The following is a 20285-nucleotide window of genomic DNA, read 5'->3' as shown; positions in this document are numbered from 1 at the left end:
GCGAACCACTTGTTGATTGTAAAGAAAACTGTACTGAAGAGCAACATGCTCAAAACAGACGATCTGAGTTTATTATCGTGAAGAAATAAGGACTTAACAAACTACCTATAATGTTTAAAGCGGTCATTTATTGGCCGCTTTTTTTATTACCCCTATGGAGTATAATTCGTAAATTAGTATAACTAAATCAAACGATTATGCTTACAGGTAACCAAGCCAAAAAAGTAGCCATTGTAGGCTATAACAGGATCCCATTTGCTAGGCAAAACACAGCTTATGTAAATGCAGGGAACAAAGATATGATGGTAGCAACCTTAAACGGGCTTATAGAAAAATATAGTCTATCCGGCAAGTTGCTTGGCGAAGTGGCTGGAGGGGCAGTTATTAAACACAGTTGGGAAATCAACCTAATGCGACAGTGTGTACTATCTACTTCTCTTGATCCCAAAACACCCGCATGCGATATTGAACAGGCCTGTAACACAGGTATAGAATCAGCTGTGTATATAGCAAACAAAATAGCTTTGGGTCAGTTAGAATGTGGTATAGCAGGAGGAGTTGATTCTACCAGCAATGTACCATTGGTACTGAATGAACATATCAGGAATATTCTTTTATCTGTGAGGCGAAGTAAATCTTCTTTCGACAGAATAAAAAAACTCTTTGGCATAAAACTTAAGGACTTCACTCCTATCGCTCCAATGAACATAGAACCCGGTACAGGTCTTTCAATGGGCGGACATACTGAATATACTGCTAAGTACTATAAAATATCGCGTGAGGAACAGGATGCTTTTTCATTATCCAGTCATCAAAAAATGGCTGCTGCTCTCGACAGGGGATTTTTTGACGATATGATAACCCCTTATAATGGACTCACTATAGACAATAATTTACGAAGAGATACCTCTTTAGAAAAACTGGCTAAACTTCCTCCGGCTTTTGATAAAGAAAACGGTAGTCTTACTGCAGGGAACTCTTCTCCCCTAACTGATGGTGCTTCCTGTATTTTATTGGCAAGTGAAGAATGGGCAAAACAACACAACTTACCTGTATTGGCTTACATAACACATGCTGAAATGGCAGCTATTGAGTATGTAGAAAACAAACAAAACCTACTACTCTCCTCTATATATGCAGCACCAAGAATGCTACAGAAAGTAGGAATGAAGCTGCAAGACTTTGATTTTTATGAAATACATGAGGCTTTTGCAGCACAGGTACTGGCTACCTTAAAAATTTGGGAAAGTCCGGAGTTTACAAAAGAATTCGGACTTGATGAAAATTTGGGATCCATAGATCGAAGTAAACTCAATGTAAACGGAAGCAGCCTTGCTGCAGGACATCCGTTTGCAGCAACCGGAGGTCGTATACTGGCAACTATGGCAAAACTATTACATGAAAAAGGATCAGGTAAAGGATTCATATCTGTGTGTGCTGCGGGCGGACAGGGAATGACCGTTATACTGGAAAAATAAAACCGGCATAAAGCCGGTTTCTTTCTTAATTGTTTTCCACGTAATCCTGTAAAGTACCCAAAAAGTGAGTCCATCCGCCATTGAAAGAATCTCTTGTAAAATTCTCGTGAGCAGGAAATGTTTCCAGTCCTCTATGGGTTAATATCAGTTTGGTTTTATCCCCTTCCGGTAAAAGTTCCCATGTTACGTATGACATACCTTCTCTGCCTTCATACTTCCAGCTATAGGTAATCTTTTTACCTTCCTCCACTTCTGTAACCTCACAAAGGTGTACATAAACCTCTTTGTCATCACATGAAGCAGAAAACTGAAATTTAAAGCCAACCCTGGCTTCAAAAGCTTCGAGGTTAAAGTACCATTGTCTCATTTTTTCAACATTGGTAATGGCACTCCATACTCTTTCGGCAGAAGCATTATATGTACGCTCCATTACCAATGGTTTAGTTGTTGTTTCCATAATTAATAATTTATTTTATTTAGTTTGTTCATCTTCAAGGAAGCTACCTAAAGCATCCAGTTTTTCATTCCAAAACTCCCTGTATAGGTTAGTCCACTCGGCCACTTCCTTAAGTTTTTTAAGTTCGGCACGGCAATAACGCTCCCTACCCTGTTGCTTAATGACTATCAGTCCGCATTCGGTAAGTATCTTAATATGCTTAGATACAGCAGGACGGCTAATTTCAAAATTATCGGCAACAGCATTAAGGTTCAGCTCATTTTGGGCTAAGAGGTTAATAATTTCCCTTCTGGTAGGATCGGCAATAGCCTGAAAAACATCTCTTCTCATCTATATTGTATTCTCTTTTTATTCAATAATTATTTTTTCTCAAATCGATAATCAAAAGCGCCTTTACGCAAATGAATACCATATTCCAACCACGCTTTAAGACAGGCTAGGAAATTAGCCCATCCTTCGGTATTTTCCTTAAGCCATTTTATACCGGTCTCAGTATTTTCCATACTTTTTTCGGTTACAGTTACTACCGTAAATCCATCTTTATAAGGCTTTAAGTTCATCTCTACAAGCTGGGTACTTTCACCATTCTCCCAGTAATAAGAAATATATTTGTCATTAATAATCTTAGCTACTTTTACAGGTACATCCATTTCAATTTCTGGAAAATTCCAGGTAAGGTTTTTTCCTTCCTCCATCCTTCCTGAACTCTTCGATATAAAATAATTAATCATCTGTTCAGGGTTCACTATAGCCTCAAACACCTCGTTTACCGGCTTTAAAATTTGCATTGAGCACTGAATTTCTAATTGAGTTGATTTCATATAACTTGTTTTTGAATTAAAAATAAGTAACCTTTCGGTTACAAATATAAGAAACCATTTGGTTACACAAAATAATTTATGAGTTTTTTACATTTGCACAAACTTATACTATGCACCATCATTTTTTACTTTATAAGCCATTTGGATACTTAAGTCAGTTTATTTATAACCTTAAACGAAATAAAAAACTGTTAGGAGAATTACATGATTTCCCAGAGGGCACTATGGCTATAGGCAGGCTTGATGAAGACTCCGAAGGCTTACTAATACTTACTACAGACGGATGGATGAGTGAAGTGGTTAGAAGTAAAAAAGTAGAAAAGGAGTACTATGCCCAAGTTGACGGACTGATAACTGATGAGGCTGTAAAACAGTTGGAAAACGGAGTAGAGATTGGATTTAAAGGAAAAAAATACACTACCCTACCCTGTACAGCGTTCCGTTTAAATGAAGCTCCAAACTTGCCGGAACGTGGTAAAAAAATAAGGGATGAGCGCCACGGACCAACATCGTGGGTTAGTATAACAGTTACCGAAGGCAAGTTCAGGCAGGTAAGAAAAATGACATCGGCAGTTGGTTTTCCTACCTTACGACTGGTAAGGGTTCGTGTTGGAAAAATAGTACTGGGAGAACTTCAACCCGGCCAAGCCATAGAGATTGATTCCATAGAAGTATAAGAATTGAACACAAAACCTTACAAACGATCATTTTTGTAAGTATTTTAGCAAAACTTTAAAATTATACTGTTCAAATTGTCCTACTTTTAGGGTGATATAATGAAGGAACAGCACAAAAAATACGTACGTAAGGGTATAAAGATTATACTTTGGATAATAGGCTCTTTAATAGGGCTATTTCTTCTCATTGTCCTGCTCTTACAAATCCCATACTTCCAAAACATAATTAAAGACAAAGCCGTTACCTATCTTGAAAAGAAAATAGGCACCGATGTAGATGTAAATAAAATAGAAATAGGGCTTCCAAAAAAAATAATACTGGAAGGCGTTTATTTTGAAGACCAGCAGGGAGACACACTGTTAGCAGGCGAAAAACTGGCGGTGGATGTAAGCCTGTTCAAATTATTTAAAAATGAACTGGAGATCAACTCGGTAAACCTACAGGGTATTGTTGCCAATGTTAGCAGGGATAAGGATTCTGTCTTCAATTTTGATTACATTATTAATGCTTTTGCAACAGATGAACCAAAAGATACTACGGCTACCCCAATGAAAATATCGGTTAAAGATATAAAGCTGGACAGGATTAGAGTAACTTTTAAAGACGATATTTCTAAGAATGACATTAGTGCCAACCTGACTCATTTTGATACCGAATTCAGGAAATTTGATTTGGATGAAATGGATTTTGATATCCCCGAAATTAATCTTGACGGACTCAAATTAACCCTAACTCAAGGTAGTGTCGAAAAAGTTTTAAGTGATACTCAAAACACTATTAATAAAACTACTGAATCATCTAACCTAAAGCTTAAGTTAAAGGATATAAACATAACCAATATAGATGTTAGTTACCTAAACAATGGTAGTAAACTTGATACAAAACTTACCCTAAACAACCTCATCACTAAGGTAAATGACATTGACTTAAACAAACAGAATATTGACTTAGATAACCTTGAGATAAACGGTTTAAGAGGTGAATTGGTTTTGGGTAAAACAATACAAAATACTACTACTGATAACGAAACAACCTCATCAAACGACTGGAAATTCAGGCTTAATGAAACAGTTATAAAAGATGTAAACTTCCGTTTTGATGATAACAATTCGGCTCCCGTAGCAAAAGGGATTGATTACAAACACCTTGATATTACTAATTTTAATCTGGAAGCTAAAAAGCTTTCCTATGCTACCGATAGTATTGCAGGAAATATACAGTCGTTTACCGTTAAGGATAAAAGCGGAGTAAACCTTGAAAAGCTAACAACTAATTTCACCTATACCAATAAAGGTGCAAGCTTAACCGATTTATACCTAAAAACCCCACAAACTGAAGTAAAAGATAAAATAGTTGTGAGTTACCCTTCCCTTGAATTTCTTAGTGATAACATAGGGCAAATGGCTGTAGATGCTGATATTAAAGGCAGCCACATAGGCTTTAAGGATATACTGTTGTTTGTCCCTACCCTAGCCGATACCAATCCGTTTAAAAGCGATCCTAACGGTATTATGTATATTAACAGTAAAGTAAATGGCAGGGTAAATAACCTGTCCATCCCTAATCTCGAAATAAGAGGTGTAGGCAATACTATTATTGCTGCCAGTGGAAAAATAACGGGGCTACCCGATATTGAAAAGGCGTATTTTGATATGGATGTAAGGGAGTTTACCTCAACAGCTGATGATATTGCTCTTTTCCTTCCGGAGGGTACTTTACCAAGTAATATAGAACTACCTAAAGAGCTTGCTGTAAAAGCTAAGTTTAAAGGAACTCTTGAAAATTTTAACGCCGACTTTAACCTTAACAGCACCTATGGTAAAGCCAATGTAAAAGCCACATTTGACAGAAGAAATAAAGATGCTGAAGTGTATGATGCCGATGCTGAGCTTACTGATTTTGATTTGGGAAGACTTTTAAAAAATGATTCAATAGGTAAATTGAGTCTTAAAGCTACAGTTAAAGGTAAAGGACTTAATATGCAAACAGCCACTGCAGAAGTTGATGCTAATGTAATAGCTGTCGAATATAACAGTTACCTATACAAAGACCTCAAAGTAAAAGGTACTGTTAACAATGGTAAGTTTGATGCTACCGCCACGATGAAAGATCCTAACCTAGATTTTGAAGTTGTGGCTAATGGTGGTTTTGACGGTAATTATCCTAACGGAACCATTAAAATTAATGCCGACCTGATAGACCTTGATAAACTCAATCTGCATGCGGGTCCGTTAAAAATGCGTGGTAATCTGGATGCCTATATAACCGACTCCAACCCTGCCAACCTGAACGGTAAGGTAAACCTGTATGATTTTATGGTGGTAACACCAAGGGAAGAGATTGTACTTGATTCGGTTAAACTGTTTGCAGTATCATCTCCGGAGAAAGACTCTATAAGGCTTAGTTCGCAAATTGTCGATGCCTCTATAGTAGGGAAATATAACCCTGCCGAACTGGCAAACGCTATAACAAACACTGTTTCCAAGTATTATGATATAAATTCGGGCGAACCTAAAAAAGTAAGTGAAGAACAAAACTTCGATTTAAAGCTCAGAATTGATAACGACCCAATCATTACAAAACTTATCCCCGAAATAACCCGTATTGAGCCTGTAGAGCTAACCGCTTCTTACAGGAGTGGTATAGACAGCCTTAGCATTAAAGGCTCAATACCACGCTTGGTTTACGGATCTAATACCATTTCGGGAGGTACTATAGATATCTCCACCCAAAAAGACAGCCTTACTTACAATATTGTGATAGATGAAGTACAAAACGAACAGTTTATAGTACCTCACACAAGCATTACTGGAAGGTTAAAAAACGATACCCTAACCTACCATATACAGGTACTGGACAACAAAGATGAAGAGCATTATTTGGTTTCGGGTGAATTAAGGACTCAAGGCGATAATACTGAAATCTCATTATACCCCGAAGGTTTAAGGCTTAATTACAACCTATGGGATGTAAACCCCGAAAACGTAATGCGCTTTGGTAAGGATGGTATTTATGCCAACCTATGTGAAATAAGCAATGAGAACAGTACTATAAAAATACAGTCTAAGGAAGATGTGCCTAACGCTCCGTTAAATGTTGAACTGGACAATTTTAAAATTGAGACCATTACAAACATGATACAAAAAGAGGAGCTTAAATTAAGTGGTACTCTTAATGGTGATGCCGAATTACGTGATATAACCACTAATCCGGTATTTGTATCAAACCTTAGCATTGACAACTTTGCTATAAGTAAAGATACTATAGGCGATATAAAAATTAAGGTAGACAATACGGTTTCCAGTGTCTATAATGCCGATGTAAACATTACAGGTAATGGTAATGAAGTAAACTTAAACGGGACTTATACCTCAACTTCTAAGTCTTTCGATCTTAATCTGGATATGGGAAAACTGAACACAACCAGTGTACAGGCTTTTACATTTGGAGCGCTTAAAGACGGTAACGGTTATCTATCGGGTAATTTTAAGGTTACGGGAACTATTGCAAAACCTATTGTAAACGGAACATTAGATTTTAATGATGTAGGTTTCAGGGTTACACAGCTTAACTCCTACTTCAATTCCATGAACGATAATATTACGCTAAATGATAATGCCATTACTTTTAATGACTTTAGTATTGAAGATGAGGATAAAAACCTGATGATACTTAACGGAAAGATTACCACTACTGATTATACCGATTATAATTTTGGTATGACAGTAGATGCCGAAAATTTTAAGGCGGTGAACTCTACCGAAAAGGATAACGATTTTTATTACGGTACACTATACTTTGATACCCACCTCAACATTAAAGGAACCTTACAAACCCCTGTAATAGACGGTAACATCAATATAGATGAAAATACTGATTTTACAGTAGTACTGCCACAATCAGACCCCGGTATTGCCGACAGGGAGGGTGTTGTGGAATTTGTAGATGAAGATAATGCTGCTTTAAAACAACGTCTTAAAATTGAAGAAACCGTAAACCAAAGTGATGTATTAGGTATAGACGTATCGGTAGCGATACAGGTAAACAAAGAGGCCGAACTTAACCTGATTATTGATAAAGGTAATGGTGATTACCTGGAACTAAAGGGTGATGCCAAACTAAATGGCGGTATAGATCCTTCGGGTAAAACAACGCTTACAGGGCGTTATGAATTTAATGACGGTGCTTACAGGATGTCGTTCAACTTCCTGAAAAGGAAATTTGACATTCAAAAAAACAGTTATATTTTATGGACTGGTGAACCTACTGAAGCTACTATAGACATCACTGCCATTTATGAGGTAGAAGCCGCCCCTATAGACCTGTTAGGCGACGAACTGGCAACAGCCTCCCCTTCCATCAGGAATACTTATAAACAAAAAATACCTTTCCAAACAGTACTTAAAATGGAAGGTGAATTGCTTAAACCAGAACTATCGTTTGATATTATATTACCGGATGGTAACTATGGTGTATCGTCCGACATTATCAATAATACAAAAACAAAACTGGCACAACTACGTCAGCAATCGTCCGATCTCAACAAACAGGTATTTGCCTTATTATTGTTAAACCATTTTATCAATGAGAATCCGTTTTCAAGCGAAGCAGGCACAAGTACCGAAGCTATTGCAAGACAAAGTGTGAGTAAACTCCTCTCCCAACAACTTAATAATATTGCAGGAGACCTTATAAATGGGTTTGAACTTAATTTCGATTTGGAATCTACCGAAGATTACACTACAGGACAACGTGAAAACAGGACCGACCTTAATGTAGGGGTTTCTAAGGAGCTGCTAAATGACAGGCTTAAAGTAACCGTAGGTAGTAGTTTCGGTTTAGAAGGACCTCAACAAGCCAATGAGGAAACCACTAACATAGCCGGAGATGTTTCGTTAGACTATCAGCTTACTAAGGACGGACGTTACATGGTTAGGGCCTATAGGAAAGACGAATATCAGGTAGCCGTACAGGGACAGGTAGTTGAAACCGGTGTTGCATTTATCATCACTATGGATTACAATAAATTCAGGGAACTGTTCCACAGAACTGAAGAAGAAAAGGAAATAAAACGAAGGGAGAAAGAATTGAGAGAGCGTCAAAAACAGGAAGAAAAAGCACAGGAAGAACGTGAGAAACGTGAAGCCAGAGATAAAAGAGCTGCCAAAAAAGAAAATAATGAGTAACATATCAAAATACATCCTCTTTACTTTTCTACTGCTTATCCTGTATAGCTGTAGCAATACCCGCTATCTGCAGGACGGTGAAATGCTTTACACCGGAGCGGAAGTTAAAGTGGAAGATACCACTATGTCCAGACGTGAACGTAAAGACCTTGAAGCGCAAATGGAAGAGTTGGCAAGACCAAAGCCAAACAGGTCGTTTTTGGGACTTAAAATAAAACTATACCTATACAACATAGCAGGAGAACCTAAAAAAGATAAAGGCTTTAGGTACTGGCTGCGTAATAAAGTGGGTGAACCGCCTGTATTGTTCGGGCAGGTAGATATGGATTATAATGCCGATGTGCTACAAAGCCATGTGGAAAACAACGGTTACTTTAAGGCAAGAACATCGGCTGATTCTACTTCTACAGGAAATAAAAAAGTAAAGGCGATTTATACCGTAAAACCAAAATGGCAATATAAAATACGTAATGTAGAGTTCCCTAAAGATTCGGCTTCTACTCAACTAGATAGTGCTGTAGCAAGAACCCAGCGCAGAACCCGACTTAGAAAAGGTCGTCCTTATGATCTTGATGTTATTAAAGATGAACGCGACCGTATAGACCAGCGCCTTAAACAAAAGGGCTATTACTTTTTTAATCCCGACTATATACTGGTAAGGGCCGATAGTACTGTAGGAGACCATCAGGTGGATATGAAGTTAATAGTAAAAAAAGAAACTCCCGAAAAAGCTCAAAGACAGTATAGAATAAACAATATATATATTTATCCTAACTACTCCCTTAACGATAGCAGAGACACTATTAGAGCTAAAACAACTCTTACTGATTCCACACAACAATACAAGGATTTTACGATAATAGATCCGCATAATACTTTTAAACCTCTTATATACGATCGTACCCTTTACTTCCATAAAGGAGATTTATATAACAGGAACGATCATAACCTATCCCTTAGCAGATTGATAAGCTTAGGAACTTTTAGGTTTGTAAAAAATGAGTTTAAAGTAAACGATTCCCTTAATAATACTCTCGATGCTTATTATTATCTTACCCCTATGCCTAAAAAGTCGATTAGAACAGAGCTTTCGGCAAAAACCAATTCAGCTAATTACAATGGTTCTGAACTAACTGTTAACTGGAGCAACCGTAACACCTTTAAGGGAGCTGAACTTTTGAGTATTTCTGCCTTTGGCGGACTGGAAGTACAAATGGGCGGACAAAACAAGGGCTATAACATATACCGCGTAGGTGGAGAAACCAGTTTAGTATGGCCGCGTTTTATCACCCCGTTTCCGGTACATTCGCCTAGTGCATTTGTACCAAAAACAAGAGCCTTGGTTAATTATGAATACCAAAAAAGGATTCACCTATATGCTTTAAACTCATTCAGGTCGCAGTTTAGTTACTTATGGAAGGAAGATGCTACAAAAGAACATCAGCTAAATGTATTTGATGTAAACTATGTGAGCCCCAATAACGTTACAGATGAATACCAACAACAGGCGGATTCTATCCCTTCTCTACAAAGGGTAATAGACAAACAGCTTATTATAGCCCCATCTTACTCCTACACTTTTACCAATACTAACCGAAAGTATAAAAGGCATACTATATACTACAAAGGCTCTGTAGAAGTGGCTGGTACACTAAGCGGTTTAGTAACGGGAGCTAATGCTAAAAAAGGAGACACAATAAGTATATTGGGAGTACCTTTTAGTCAATATACCAAAACAGAACACGAGTTTAGGTACTATATGCGTTTGGGTAGAGACTCAAAACTAGCTGCCCGTGTTATTGCAGGTATAGGTGTCCCCTATGGTAACTCTACAGAATTGCCTTTTATACGTCAGTTTTTCTCGGGAGGTACAAATAGTTTAAGAGCATTCAGGGCACGATCTGTAGGTCCGGGGGTATATTATGCTAAAGACAGTGATGGGCAACCTCTTGAGGATACTTTCCTACCCGATCAGTCGGGTGATATTAAGCTGGAACTTAATCTGGAATACCGAGCCAAACTATACAGTATTATTCACGGAGCCGTGTTTGTAGATGCCGGTAATGTATGGCTTTGGAACAAAAAAGATGATAAGCCCGGAGGTGAGTTCAGTTCAGGCTTTATGGATCAGCTTGCAGTAGGTACCGGTTTAGGTTTAAGGCTCGATCTTGACTTCCTCGTACTTCGTTTAGACGGAGCCTTCCCTATAAGAAACCTTAATTACAATACTAACAGGTACGAATGGGTTATTGACGACGTAAAAATGGGTAGTAAAACCTGGCGTAAAGATAACCTGGTATTTAATCTTGCTATTGGCTATCCTTTCTAGTTTTATATATTTGTATATAAACCAACTATATGAAATACGAATTATTCTTTGTCTTTACTCTGTTTGTTAAAAGTCAGGCACAAACCAATGACCGTATCCTCTTGGGTATAGACCATGCTAAACAGGAATTGCAGGAAGCTTTACAGGATAACAGTCATAACTTAGTTAATGGTAAAAACATCATCATTAAAGATACACTCACAGCAATAAGTGTTGCAGAGCCAATACTTTTCGGGATATACACAAAAGAAAATATTATAAAACAACGCCCTTACGAAATACACCATATTGATAATTACTGGGTAATAAACGGTACTCTACAAACAGGATTTAGAGGAGGTACTTTTGTATGTATTATTGACGAAAGAACAGGAACAATTTTAAGAGTAACCCACAGCAAATAATGAAAGGTATTTTACTTTACTTTATACTATTCACAACATTTTGCTTTTCTCAGGAAGCAGAACATTATAAAACAAAAGAGTTTGATGTTGCCATTTTCCCGGAAACATACAAGGAACTACTTCCCGAAAAAAGGTTTACCCCTACTCATGAAAATATAACAGAAGCCGAAATGGCATTACGTACAAAACTGGAAGAACTGAACTACCTATTAACAAACCAGTATGACACTCCTGTAATACATAAAAACCTAAACAAATACCTTAGACAGTATTTTGGTTATATAGATGAAAACGGTAACCGCATATTAATTATCAATTGCTTTTGGAAGAATGTAGATAAAATGGCAAAAAAGTTATGGCTTAAAGACAGAATAACCGTAGCTGATGGCGGAAGTTTTTACTGGAATGTAAAATACAACCTTGATACCGGAGAACTATTTGACCTTGAAGTTAACGGAAATGCATAATATAAAATATAAACACAAATGGATAATATTATTACTTACACAAAAAAAGCCCCTGTGGCTAAAACTGTTTTCGGATACGCATTAATGATTTTAGGATTTGCACTTTTAGTTACCGGAGATCTAATTATGGGAGTAATTATGATTGTATTAGGTGCAGGCCTTACTACTAAAGAAGGTTCTGAAATAAACCTTACTTCAAAAACATACAGAACAATCAGGTCTGTTTTTGGAATAACTGTTGGCAGCTGGAAACCCATACCTGAATTTGAATATGTTTCGGTATTCAGAACTAAAGAAAATCAAACTGTACGTGTGGTAACTGCAGAAGCTACAACGTCATCTGAAGTAATACTACTCAACTTATTTTATAACAGAAATAAGCACATTACTTTCTATAAAACCAATAGTAAAGAGGATGCTTTTAAAGTTGCAGAACACTTTAAACTAGCTTTAGACATTGATATACTCGACGCAACAGAAAATGAAAAGAAATGGCTATAATAAACGGCTACCCCTTTATTTATAGGTAATGACAGATACATGACATGTAAATGTCGGGGTAAAGACAGGCCGGATAGGATACATTTGCTTCATAATCTAAAACTAAAAATCATGAAGAATCAATCAATTGCCGAAAGATTAAAGTATCAGAGAAAAATTAAAGGATTATCTCAGGAAGAACTATCCCTAAGAACAAATGTTACCGTGCGTACTATACAACGTATAGAGAACGCAGATGTGAATCCGCACCTTAATACCATTAAACTGCTTGCCGCAGCCCTTGATGTTGAAGTAAACGACTTATTACCCCTGGATGACCCAAAGGAAGAAACCATAAAAAAGAAATGGCTGTTACTAATACATGCCACCCCTCTTTTAGGTCTTTTCATTCCGTTATGTAATGTATTAATACCTCTTTTCCTTTGGATACATAAAAGAGAAGACAATCCTATTTATGACAAACACGGTATAAAGGTCATCAATTTCCAAATCTCGGTATTAATTTATGCAGTATTATCATTTGTTGCCTTAATGACTGTAGGAGCAGGCTTAGGATTCCTAATATTCATACTCACTGTACCTATTTGCATTGCAATAGTAATATTCAATATCATTTATGTATTGAAAAAGGACAAATGCTATTACCCGTTATCTATTCCGTTTTTAAAATATAAAAAAGGAGCTACCTCAAAAATACTGGCTGTTATTCTCATTATGGCTTTTGTTAGTAGCTGTAATACCAAAAGCAACAATACTATTGAACGCTTAGACGGTAGTACTATTATAAAAGATTCTGTTAGCTACAAAGTTGACCACCTTACAAAAGAGGCTAATGTAACAGGCATGGCAGTAGCTATATTTAATAACAATCAACCGGTATATGAACATGTAACCGGATATAAGGATGCTTCAGAAAAATTACTCCTAACCGATTCTACAAGTATTTATGGAGCATCCCTAAGTAAGGCTGTATTTGCTGTTTTAACAATGAAAATGGTTGAAGATGGTGTGATTGATATTGATACTCCGCTTGAGTCCTACCTGCCCAAAAAAATATATCAATACGAGCCGCAAACCAAATGGCATGACGATTACAGGGGGTTAGAAACCGATAGCCTGTATCATAAAATAACTGCCCGCATGTGCCTTGCCCATACTACCGGATTTATTAACTGGAGATTTTTTGAACCCGATATGAAATTAAAGGTACACGGTATTCCGGGTGAAAAATACTCCTATAGTGGTGAAGGCTTTGTTTACCTGCAGGTAGTACTGGAAAAGATTACCGGTAAAAACCTGGAAGAACTGGTTCAGGAAAATATTTTCAAACCGTTAGGAATGAATAATTCTGCTTTTGAATGGAAACCTGAGTTTGAAAAGGATTTTGCTTACGGGCATGCTAAAGACGGAAGCCTTTATGAAAAGGACAAGGATAACGAACCCAGATCGGCCAGTACTATGGAAACTACATTTAGTGATTATGTGAAGTTTTTAACCGCTGTGCTTAATAATAAATTAATCAGTAAGGAATCGACCAATGAGATGTTTAGCCCACAGGTAAAAATAAACTCTCTTACCCAGTTTAATGAAGGTGCTAAACTTACTACTGATAAATATGAGAATATAAAATTAAGCTACGGACTTGGGTGGGGTTATATTGAAACTCCTTATGGCGTAGGTGTTTTTAAAGGAGGTCACGGTAGTGGGTTCCAGCACTACTCCATTATCTTCCCTAAATCAGGAAAAGGGATATTGATTATGAGCAATTCTGATAATGCCGAGAGTGTTTTTAAAGAGCTTTTAGAGTATAGCATTGCCGATAAATATATGCCGTGGCAATGGCTTAACTATATACCTTACAAATAATATAAAAGAGAATATCTCAAAAATGCCATTCTGAATGTAACGCAGTGAAATGAAGAATCTCAAACTAATTTTAGAAGAGATTTTTCCTATCGTCAAAATGACAATGCGTAATCATTAGTGTTTTTTGAGATATTCCCTTTATTTATGTTATTATACTCCCTAATTAATAGCGCCTTTACGCTTATTAGGCCGTATAATCATACGTAGTGATTGATCTTGAGAGAAATAAGCAATCATCCAGTTCCAGGCTGTGGCAAACCTGTTACGGTAGCCTATAAGCGACATCACGTGGATAAACAACCACATTAACCATGCAATAAAGCCTTTAAAGTGCATAACAGGCTTAGGTAAATCTACCACTGCCTTATTTTTACCTATAATAGCCATTGAGCCTTTATCATTGTACTTAAAAGGTTTTAATGTTTCTCCTTTTAATTCCCTTTTAAGATTCTCTGCCAGGTGCATTCCCTGTTGTATAGCTGTTTGTGCCAATTGCGGATGCCCATCAGGGAAAGCTTTATCAACATTAAGCATTATACAGGTATCTCCTAAAGCATATACATTTTCGGTGCCCTGTACTTTATTATGTCCGTCAACTAACATTCTTCTGCCCCTGCCGTAACATTCCTGCGGAAGCCCTTCAAATACCTTAGCCCATACACCTGCTGCCCAAATAAGGTTTTTTGTGGTTATGGTTTGTCCGTCAGCAAAGTGTACCACATCATCAACATAATCGGTAACACGTGTATTGAGCTTGACAATAACCCCAAGTTTAGTAAGAGCATCAAGAGTATCTTGCTGCGAAGCCTTACTCATAGGGCCTAACAAATTAGGTCCGCCATCAACAAGGTAAATATTACTCACTGTTGTAGATAGTTCAGGGTATTCCTTACGTAAAATACCATTACGCATTTCGGCAAACATACCCGATACCTCCACACCTGTTGGTCCGCCACCGGCTACAACAATAGTTAAGTACTTACGGCGTTCCTTACTGTTTTTACAAATAGCTGCCTTTTCCATGCGCTGTAATAATTTATTACGCATTTCAATAGCATCATTAAGCGTTTTCATCGGAATGGCATTTTTCTTTACATTTTCCATTCCGAAATAATTACTCTCTGCCCCGGTTGCAAAAACAAGCTTATCATATTCCAGTTCGCCGTTACTTAATATTACTTTATTCTCAGCCATGTTAACCGAATGAAATTCGGCAAGACGAAACTGTATGTTTTTCTTTTTTCTGAAAAGTTTCCTGAATGGGTAGCTTATACTCGAAGGCTCCAAATAAGCCGTAGCTACCTGATAGATGAGCGGCGGGAAAAAATTATAGTTATTTTTATCTACCAGCGTTACCTTAAAGTTTTCATTCCCGGCGAGTTTTTCGGCTAAATTGATCCCGGCAAAACCTCCGCCAATAATTACAATTCTCATAGATGCGATTTTTTGTGATAGTACATGCTTTATATAAGTTTTTACTTACTTATATAAGTACTATAAATTTACTGCTTAAAAAATTAGTAACAATACGTAATCAGCTTAAATTGTAAGTTTTATGAAAACTTTGGGTTTTTAAAGTGTAGGTTAAAATTTACACTTAAAAAGTGTTTTTAATTATCTAAGTTCCTTATAAGAATGTTAATATTATAGTATTTAAAAAACAGGCTTAATAACTTAGTCACACAACAAACACACCTCCCATGATCGCATATTCTAAAAGGAAACTCATGAAACCTATTATAAAAGTTATAAAGGATACGTTTATCGGCTTTATGCAGGATAAAGGACTAAAACTGAGTGCCTCACTGTCCTACTATACGGTTTTTTCGCTTGCTCCGCTACTTTTACTGATAATATCACTAACCGGACTATTTTTTGGTAAGGAAGCCGTAGAAGGAAAGGTTTTTGCCGAAATTAACGGACTTATAGGCAGTGATGCTGCTTCACAAATACAAAACATTATTCAAAACCTCGAACTATCTGGTAAAACCAATATATCCATGATTGTAGGAGCGGTTACCCTTGTTATTGGTGCTACAACAGTTTTCAATGAAATACAGGATTCCATTAATATGATATGGAAACTAAAAGCCAAGCCAAAAAAAGGATGGTTAAAACTTATTAAAAACCGATTGCTTTCGGGCTCAGTAATTATTGGGCTTGGATTTCTTCTAATAGTATCATTACTGGTAAATGGTGTATTGCTCGCTTTAAGTGACACCATGAGATCTTACTTCCCGCAAATAGCCATTATATTAGTTAACGTTGCCGATATACTCATCAACTTCGGGGTAATAACCGTCTTATTCGGGGTAATATTCAAAGTACTGCCCGATGCCCAAATTTCCTGGAAAGATGTAAGAGTTGGTGCTTTTTTTACAGCCTGCCTTTTCATGCTGGGTCGGTACCTTATAGGCTTATATATTGAAACTACGGCAGCCGGATCTCCTTATGGAGCAGCCGGATCTATAATAGTTATATTATTGTGGGTATACTTCTCGGCAGCTATTTTGTACATTGGTGCCGAATTTACAAAGGCCTATTCAGAACATATTGGTTCGGCCATCAAACCAGCCGATTATGCAGTGTATGTAGAGGAAAAAGAAACCGAAAAGGAAGTAAAAGTGCTCCCCATAACAGCTCTCCGTAGCAGGGAGAGCAAATCCAGATAAAAAATAAAGCAGTGTAATTACACTGCTTTTTGCATTATATAATCTTCCATAAGATAACCGTTACCTATATCAATATCTTCCTGCCCTACTTTAACAAAGCCTATTTTTTCATAAAACCCAATAGCAGTATTATATCTGTTTACGTTTAATGATACAACAGTATTATTATTATCTGTCGCAATTTTTGATATCTTATCAATAAGAGCACGCCCTACACCTTTACCCTGTGTTTGGGGTAGTACATATATTTTATGCACTTTGGTTATAGGTTTATTATCGTAGTTAAGTTCATAAGAGGCAAATCCCAAATAACCATTCTCGTCTCTTATAAGTAAAAACTGATGACCTTTTTTTTCAATTTGCTCATTATAAGCCTCTTGACTATACATCATTTCAAACATATAGGTTATTTGATCCTGAGTAAGAATATTTTTATATGTTTGTGGCCAAACTTTTTCGGCCAGGGTATAAACTAAATTATAGTCACCAAAGCCGGCTTTTATAATTTCCATATTAAGTGCAATTTATTTAAAACCCCTATAAATAAAGGGTTTTTCACGGTAGCATAAAGGTATAAAAAATTATTGGCACAGTAATTGGTTATTTATAATCAAACAACAAAAAATTAATTTTTTGGGCAAATAAATACTTTGAGACTATGAAAACGAGAATATTACATATAGCCCTTTTTGTTTTACTTTCTGTAAATCAAATTTTCGCTCAGGACGTTACCACCGTCAGGGCTAACAGTACCGATATAAGCGATAACTTAGACCTTAGGGCAGTTGCCTCTATTTTTGGAGAATCGGCCGATCTTGAAGACTTTGAAAGAAGAATTAACGATCCGGATGCCAGAATATCGAACCTTGACCTTAATGGTGATAACTATGTAGACTACCTTAGGGTGGTTGAAGCAACACAAAGTAATACACACTTAATCATACTACAGGCCGTATTAGGTATAGATACTTATCAGGATATTGCTACTATTGAAGTAGAAAGAAACGGAAGCAATGTACAGGTACAGGTAGTAGGCGATGTTTACATGTATGGCCCTAACTATATATACGAACCCGTGTATGTTTCAAGACCTGTAATATTTGATGTGTTTTGGGCAGTGTCATACCGTCCTTACTATTCACCTTGGTATTGGGGTTACTACCCCACCTATTACAGCTACTGGGCTCCGTGTCCTGTGTACAGATACAGAAACAATATTCACGTGCACATTAACGTAAACAATACTTACAACTATGTAAGCACAAGAAGAAGCTCACGAGCGGTAGCTATGTATAACACCAGAAGAAGTAACGCTTACGAAAGGCAGCATCCTAACCGTTCATTTACAAGCAGGACAAATGCTACTAATAGATATGCACTTGAACAAACAAGGGAAAGCTCACGAGTACAACGTTCGGCTTCAACATCAGCAAGAACTTCTTACTCTAACCCATCCCGCGTATCTCAGGACAGTAACTATAACAGAGGCAGAAGCTTAAACTCTGCAAGAACAGACAATAACGGAAATGTAAGGGTAACAACACCTTCAAGAGGCTCGGCAATTACTTCACCTTCTACCAGAGGTAACGATAATACAAGAACCACTACAACCCCGTCAAGAACAAACGGTAACAGTAATACTGTAAGGTCTACACCTTCATCATCTTCGACAAGAAGTTTTGATGCTACCCCTTCGAGAAATAACTCACAATCTGTAAGGAGAAGTTCGCCTTCAAGCAATAACAGTTCTTCTACAATAAGAAGTTCATCTCCTTCAAGGAGCAGTTCTCCGGCAGTAAGATCGAGTTCACCTTCAAGGTCTAGTAGCCCGTCAATAAGAAATTCTTCTCCTTCAAGAAGCAGTAGTCCTGCAGTAAGGTCAAGCTCACCTTCAAGGAGCAGTTCTCCTGCGAGAACATCATCTCCTTCAAGATCTACAGACTCAAGAAATTCACGAGGTTAATTATTTACTATAATTCTATCATGTAAAACACTGTTGTATCCATCACAACAGTGTTTTTTTATTGTACACGTTTGGTTCGTATTGCTTCTACCCATTCGTTTTTACCACAAACCGAACAAACTGCACTTGTAGGTTGTAACTCCTGTGTATTAGCACAAAAAGTACAGGCATATATCCCTGATTTTGGTACTATCGTACTTTTTAAATCAAATAGCTGAGGACGTATAGGGAGACCGTACTTTATGGCATCCTCTTCATAAAAATATACACTAATAGCACCGTTTGTTTCTATATAAGCGTTTTTTACCTGACCTAAGTGCTCTATTGATTTTAATCTGAGCTCGGCAAAAAACTCATCTTTGGCAAGATCTTCCCTTTCAAAATTATTGATGGAAAACTGTCCGTCTTCCACAAAACACTGTACCTTTCCTTCCATAAAAATTTCAAACTTCTTACTCTTACCCAATAATACGGTTATGGCACGATACATAATAAGTATACACACAAAAACGGTTATGGCAGGTATAATGCCTACGTCTTTATAAAACATAGGGTCACCTGCAGCACTGCCAAGCGAAATAATTATTACCACCTCAAAAACCGAAAGTTGCTTTACCCCTCTCTTTCCGGTGAGTTTAAGGGTTAGTAAAACTATAATGAACATTATCACCGTTCTAAACACAACTTCAATTAAAAAAGAGACAGGCAAATCATTAAAAAATATCCTGTCCCATTCAAAAACAGTATTCATTTTCAGTATTTTAATTAGAATCATCCTAAAATTACTACTAATGTTTTCTTACTTAACAAACATTAGCACAACTTTAGTACAGCCTTAAAACAAGTACCATTTTTGATGATGTAATTTTATAGTACTAAAATAATTTACTAACCATTAAAAGATAAAAAATTATGGAAAAGAGAGTAGCCATACTGGCAACTAACGGATTTGAAGAAAGCGAATTACAATCACCAAAAGAACATCTTGAACAACAAGGTTGGACTGCCGAAATTATTAGCCTGGAAAGTGGTACAATTAAATCGTGGACAAACGGAAACTGGGGTAAAGATTTTAAGGTAGACAGAATTGTAAGCGAAGCTTCGGCATCAGACTATCATGCACTGGTATTACCTGGCGGTGTTATTAATCCGGATTTACTGAGAAGGGATAAAAAAGCAGTTCAGTTTGTGAAAGATTTCTTTGAACATAAAAAACCTGTAGCTGCCATTTGCCACGGTCCGCAAATGCTTATTGAGGCCGATGTGGTAGACGGCAGGAAACTAACATCATTCTCATCGGTTAAAACCGACCTTATAAATGCAGGGGCAAAATGGGTGGATGAAGAAGTGGTTGTGGATAACGGACTGGTAACAAGCCGTACCCCTAACGACCTACCGGCTTTTAATAAAAAAATGGTAGAGGAAATTAAAGAAGGTAAACACGAGCTGCAAAGAGCATAAAT

At 37.0% G+C, this 20285-nt stretch carries 17 protein-coding genes; 11 read left to right on the top strand and 6 right to left on the bottom strand.

Features of this window, described 5'->3' with window-relative positions; genetic code table 11:
• Positions 1-197 precede the first annotated feature (197 nt).
• On the top strand, positions 198-1478 hold the full coding sequence (locus tag Q763_RS10050; RefSeq protein WP_035133756.1) for an acetyl-CoA C-acetyltransferase: 1281 nt from the start codon (positions 198-200) through the stop codon (positions 1476-1478).
• Between the two features lie 25 nt (positions 1479-1503).
• Here the strand turns inward: Q763_RS10050 and Q763_RS10045 are convergent, their stop codons facing one another.
• Genes Q763_RS10045 through Q763_RS10035 form a run of 3 tightly spaced genes read right to left on the bottom strand, consistent with a single transcriptional unit; the run spans position 1504 to position 2756 of the window.
• Positions 1504-1935, bottom strand: a complete 432-nt coding sequence (locus tag Q763_RS10045) for an SRPBCC family protein (RefSeq protein WP_035133753.1) — start codon at positions 1933-1935, stop codon at positions 1504-1506.
• A 15-nt stretch (positions 1936-1950) separates the two neighbouring features.
• Positions 1951-2265: an ArsR/SmtB family transcription factor gene (locus Q763_RS10040; RefSeq protein ID WP_035133752.1), complete on the bottom strand. Its 315-nt coding sequence runs from the start codon at positions 2263-2265 to the stop codon at positions 1951-1953.
• A 29-nt stretch (positions 2266-2294) separates the two neighbouring features.
• A complete protein-coding gene (locus tag Q763_RS10035) occupies positions 2295-2756 on the bottom strand; it encodes an SRPBCC domain-containing protein (RefSeq protein ID WP_035133751.1) in 462 nt (153 codons plus the stop codon).
• 110 nt (positions 2757-2866) lie between these two features.
• Between Q763_RS10035 and Q763_RS10030 the strand changes: the two genes are divergently transcribed.
• From Q763_RS10030 to Q763_RS17730, 7 genes are all read left to right on the top strand, one after another.
• The gene (locus tag Q763_RS10030; RefSeq protein WP_035133750.1) at positions 2867-3433 is read left to right on the top strand and encodes a pseudouridine synthase; all 567 of its coding nucleotides are present in this window, start codon (positions 2867-2869) and stop codon (positions 3431-3433) included.
• A 99-nt stretch (positions 3434-3532) separates the two neighbouring features.
• Entirely contained in the window at positions 3533-8620 is a 5088-nt protein-coding gene (locus Q763_RS10025) for a translocation/assembly module TamB domain-containing protein (protein WP_035133749.1), read from the top strand.
• Positions 8613-10949: a translocation and assembly module lipoprotein TamL gene (gene tamL / locus Q763_RS10020; protein WP_035133748.1), complete on the top strand. Its 2337-nt coding sequence runs from the start codon at positions 8613-8615 to the stop codon at positions 10947-10949. The genes Q763_RS10025 and tamL overlap by 8 nt, the downstream gene beginning before the upstream one ends.
• Positions 10950-10978: 29 nt before the next feature.
• Positions 10979-11353 (top strand): NTF2 fold immunity protein, encoded by a 375-nt coding sequence (locus tag Q763_RS17480; protein WP_052123366.1) that lies wholly within the window; start codon positions 10979-10981, stop codon positions 11351-11353.
• The gene (locus Q763_RS17475; protein ID WP_052123364.1) at positions 11353-11820 is read left to right on the top strand and encodes a hypothetical protein; all 468 of its coding nucleotides are present in this window, start codon (positions 11353-11355) and stop codon (positions 11818-11820) included. The genes Q763_RS17480 and Q763_RS17475 overlap by 1 nt, the downstream gene beginning before the upstream one ends.
• Positions 11821-11838: 18 nt before the next feature.
• On the top strand, positions 11839-12321 hold the full coding sequence (locus Q763_RS10005; protein ID WP_035133747.1) for a hypothetical protein: 483 nt from the start codon (positions 11839-11841) through the stop codon (positions 12319-12321).
• A 111-nt stretch (positions 12322-12432) separates the two neighbouring features.
• Positions 12433-14187: a serine hydrolase gene (locus Q763_RS17730; RefSeq protein WP_232297519.1), complete on the top strand. Its 1755-nt coding sequence runs from the start codon at positions 12433-12435 to the stop codon at positions 14185-14187.
• Positions 14188-14346: 159 nt separating this feature from the next.
• On the opposite strand, the gene Q763_RS09995 is transcribed toward Q763_RS17730, so the two are convergent.
• Positions 14347-15621, bottom strand: a complete 1275-nt coding sequence (locus tag Q763_RS09995) for an NAD(P)/FAD-dependent oxidoreductase (RefSeq protein WP_035133746.1) — start codon at positions 15619-15621, stop codon at positions 14347-14349.
• 293 nt (positions 15622-15914) lie between these two features.
• Between Q763_RS09995 and Q763_RS09990 the strand changes: the two genes are divergently transcribed.
• Positions 15915-16859 carry a YihY/virulence factor BrkB family protein gene (locus Q763_RS09990; protein ID WP_035133817.1) on the top strand — a complete coding sequence of 315 codons (945 nt, stop codon included), beginning with the start codon at positions 15915-15917 and terminating at the stop codon, positions 16857-16859.
• A gap of 17 nt (positions 16860-16876) precedes the next feature.
• On the opposite strand, the gene Q763_RS09985 is transcribed toward Q763_RS09990, so the two are convergent.
• A complete protein-coding gene (locus tag Q763_RS09985; RefSeq protein ID WP_035133745.1) occupies positions 16877-17371 on the bottom strand; it encodes a GNAT family N-acetyltransferase in 495 nt (164 codons plus the stop codon).
• 146 nt (positions 17372-17517) lie between these two features.
• On the opposite strand from Q763_RS09985, the gene Q763_RS09980 reads away from it, so the two are divergent.
• A complete protein-coding gene (locus Q763_RS09980; protein WP_035133743.1) occupies positions 17518-18822 on the top strand; it encodes a hypothetical protein in 1305 nt (434 codons plus the stop codon).
• Positions 18823-18880: 58 nt separating this feature from the next.
• Here the strand turns inward: Q763_RS09980 and Q763_RS09975 are convergent, their stop codons facing one another.
• On the bottom strand, positions 18881-19573 hold the full coding sequence (locus tag Q763_RS09975) for a DUF421 domain-containing protein (protein WP_035133741.1): 693 nt from the start codon (positions 19571-19573) through the stop codon (positions 18881-18883).
• A gap of 161 nt (positions 19574-19734) precedes the next feature.
• Here Q763_RS09975 and Q763_RS09970 point away from each other — a divergent pair, with 161 nt between their 5' ends.
• Entirely contained in the window at positions 19735-20283 is a 549-nt protein-coding gene (locus Q763_RS09970) for a type 1 glutamine amidotransferase domain-containing protein (protein ID WP_035133739.1), read from the top strand.
• The last annotated feature ends 2 nt before the right edge of the window (positions 20284-20285 follow it).

It is taken from the genome of Flavobacterium beibuense F44-8, from assembly GCF_000769915.1.
Lineage (GTDB): Bacteria > Bacteroidota > Bacteroidia > Flavobacteriales > Flavobacteriaceae > Flavobacterium > Flavobacterium beibuense.
This window is presented reverse-complemented; position numbering and strand designations above follow the sequence as displayed.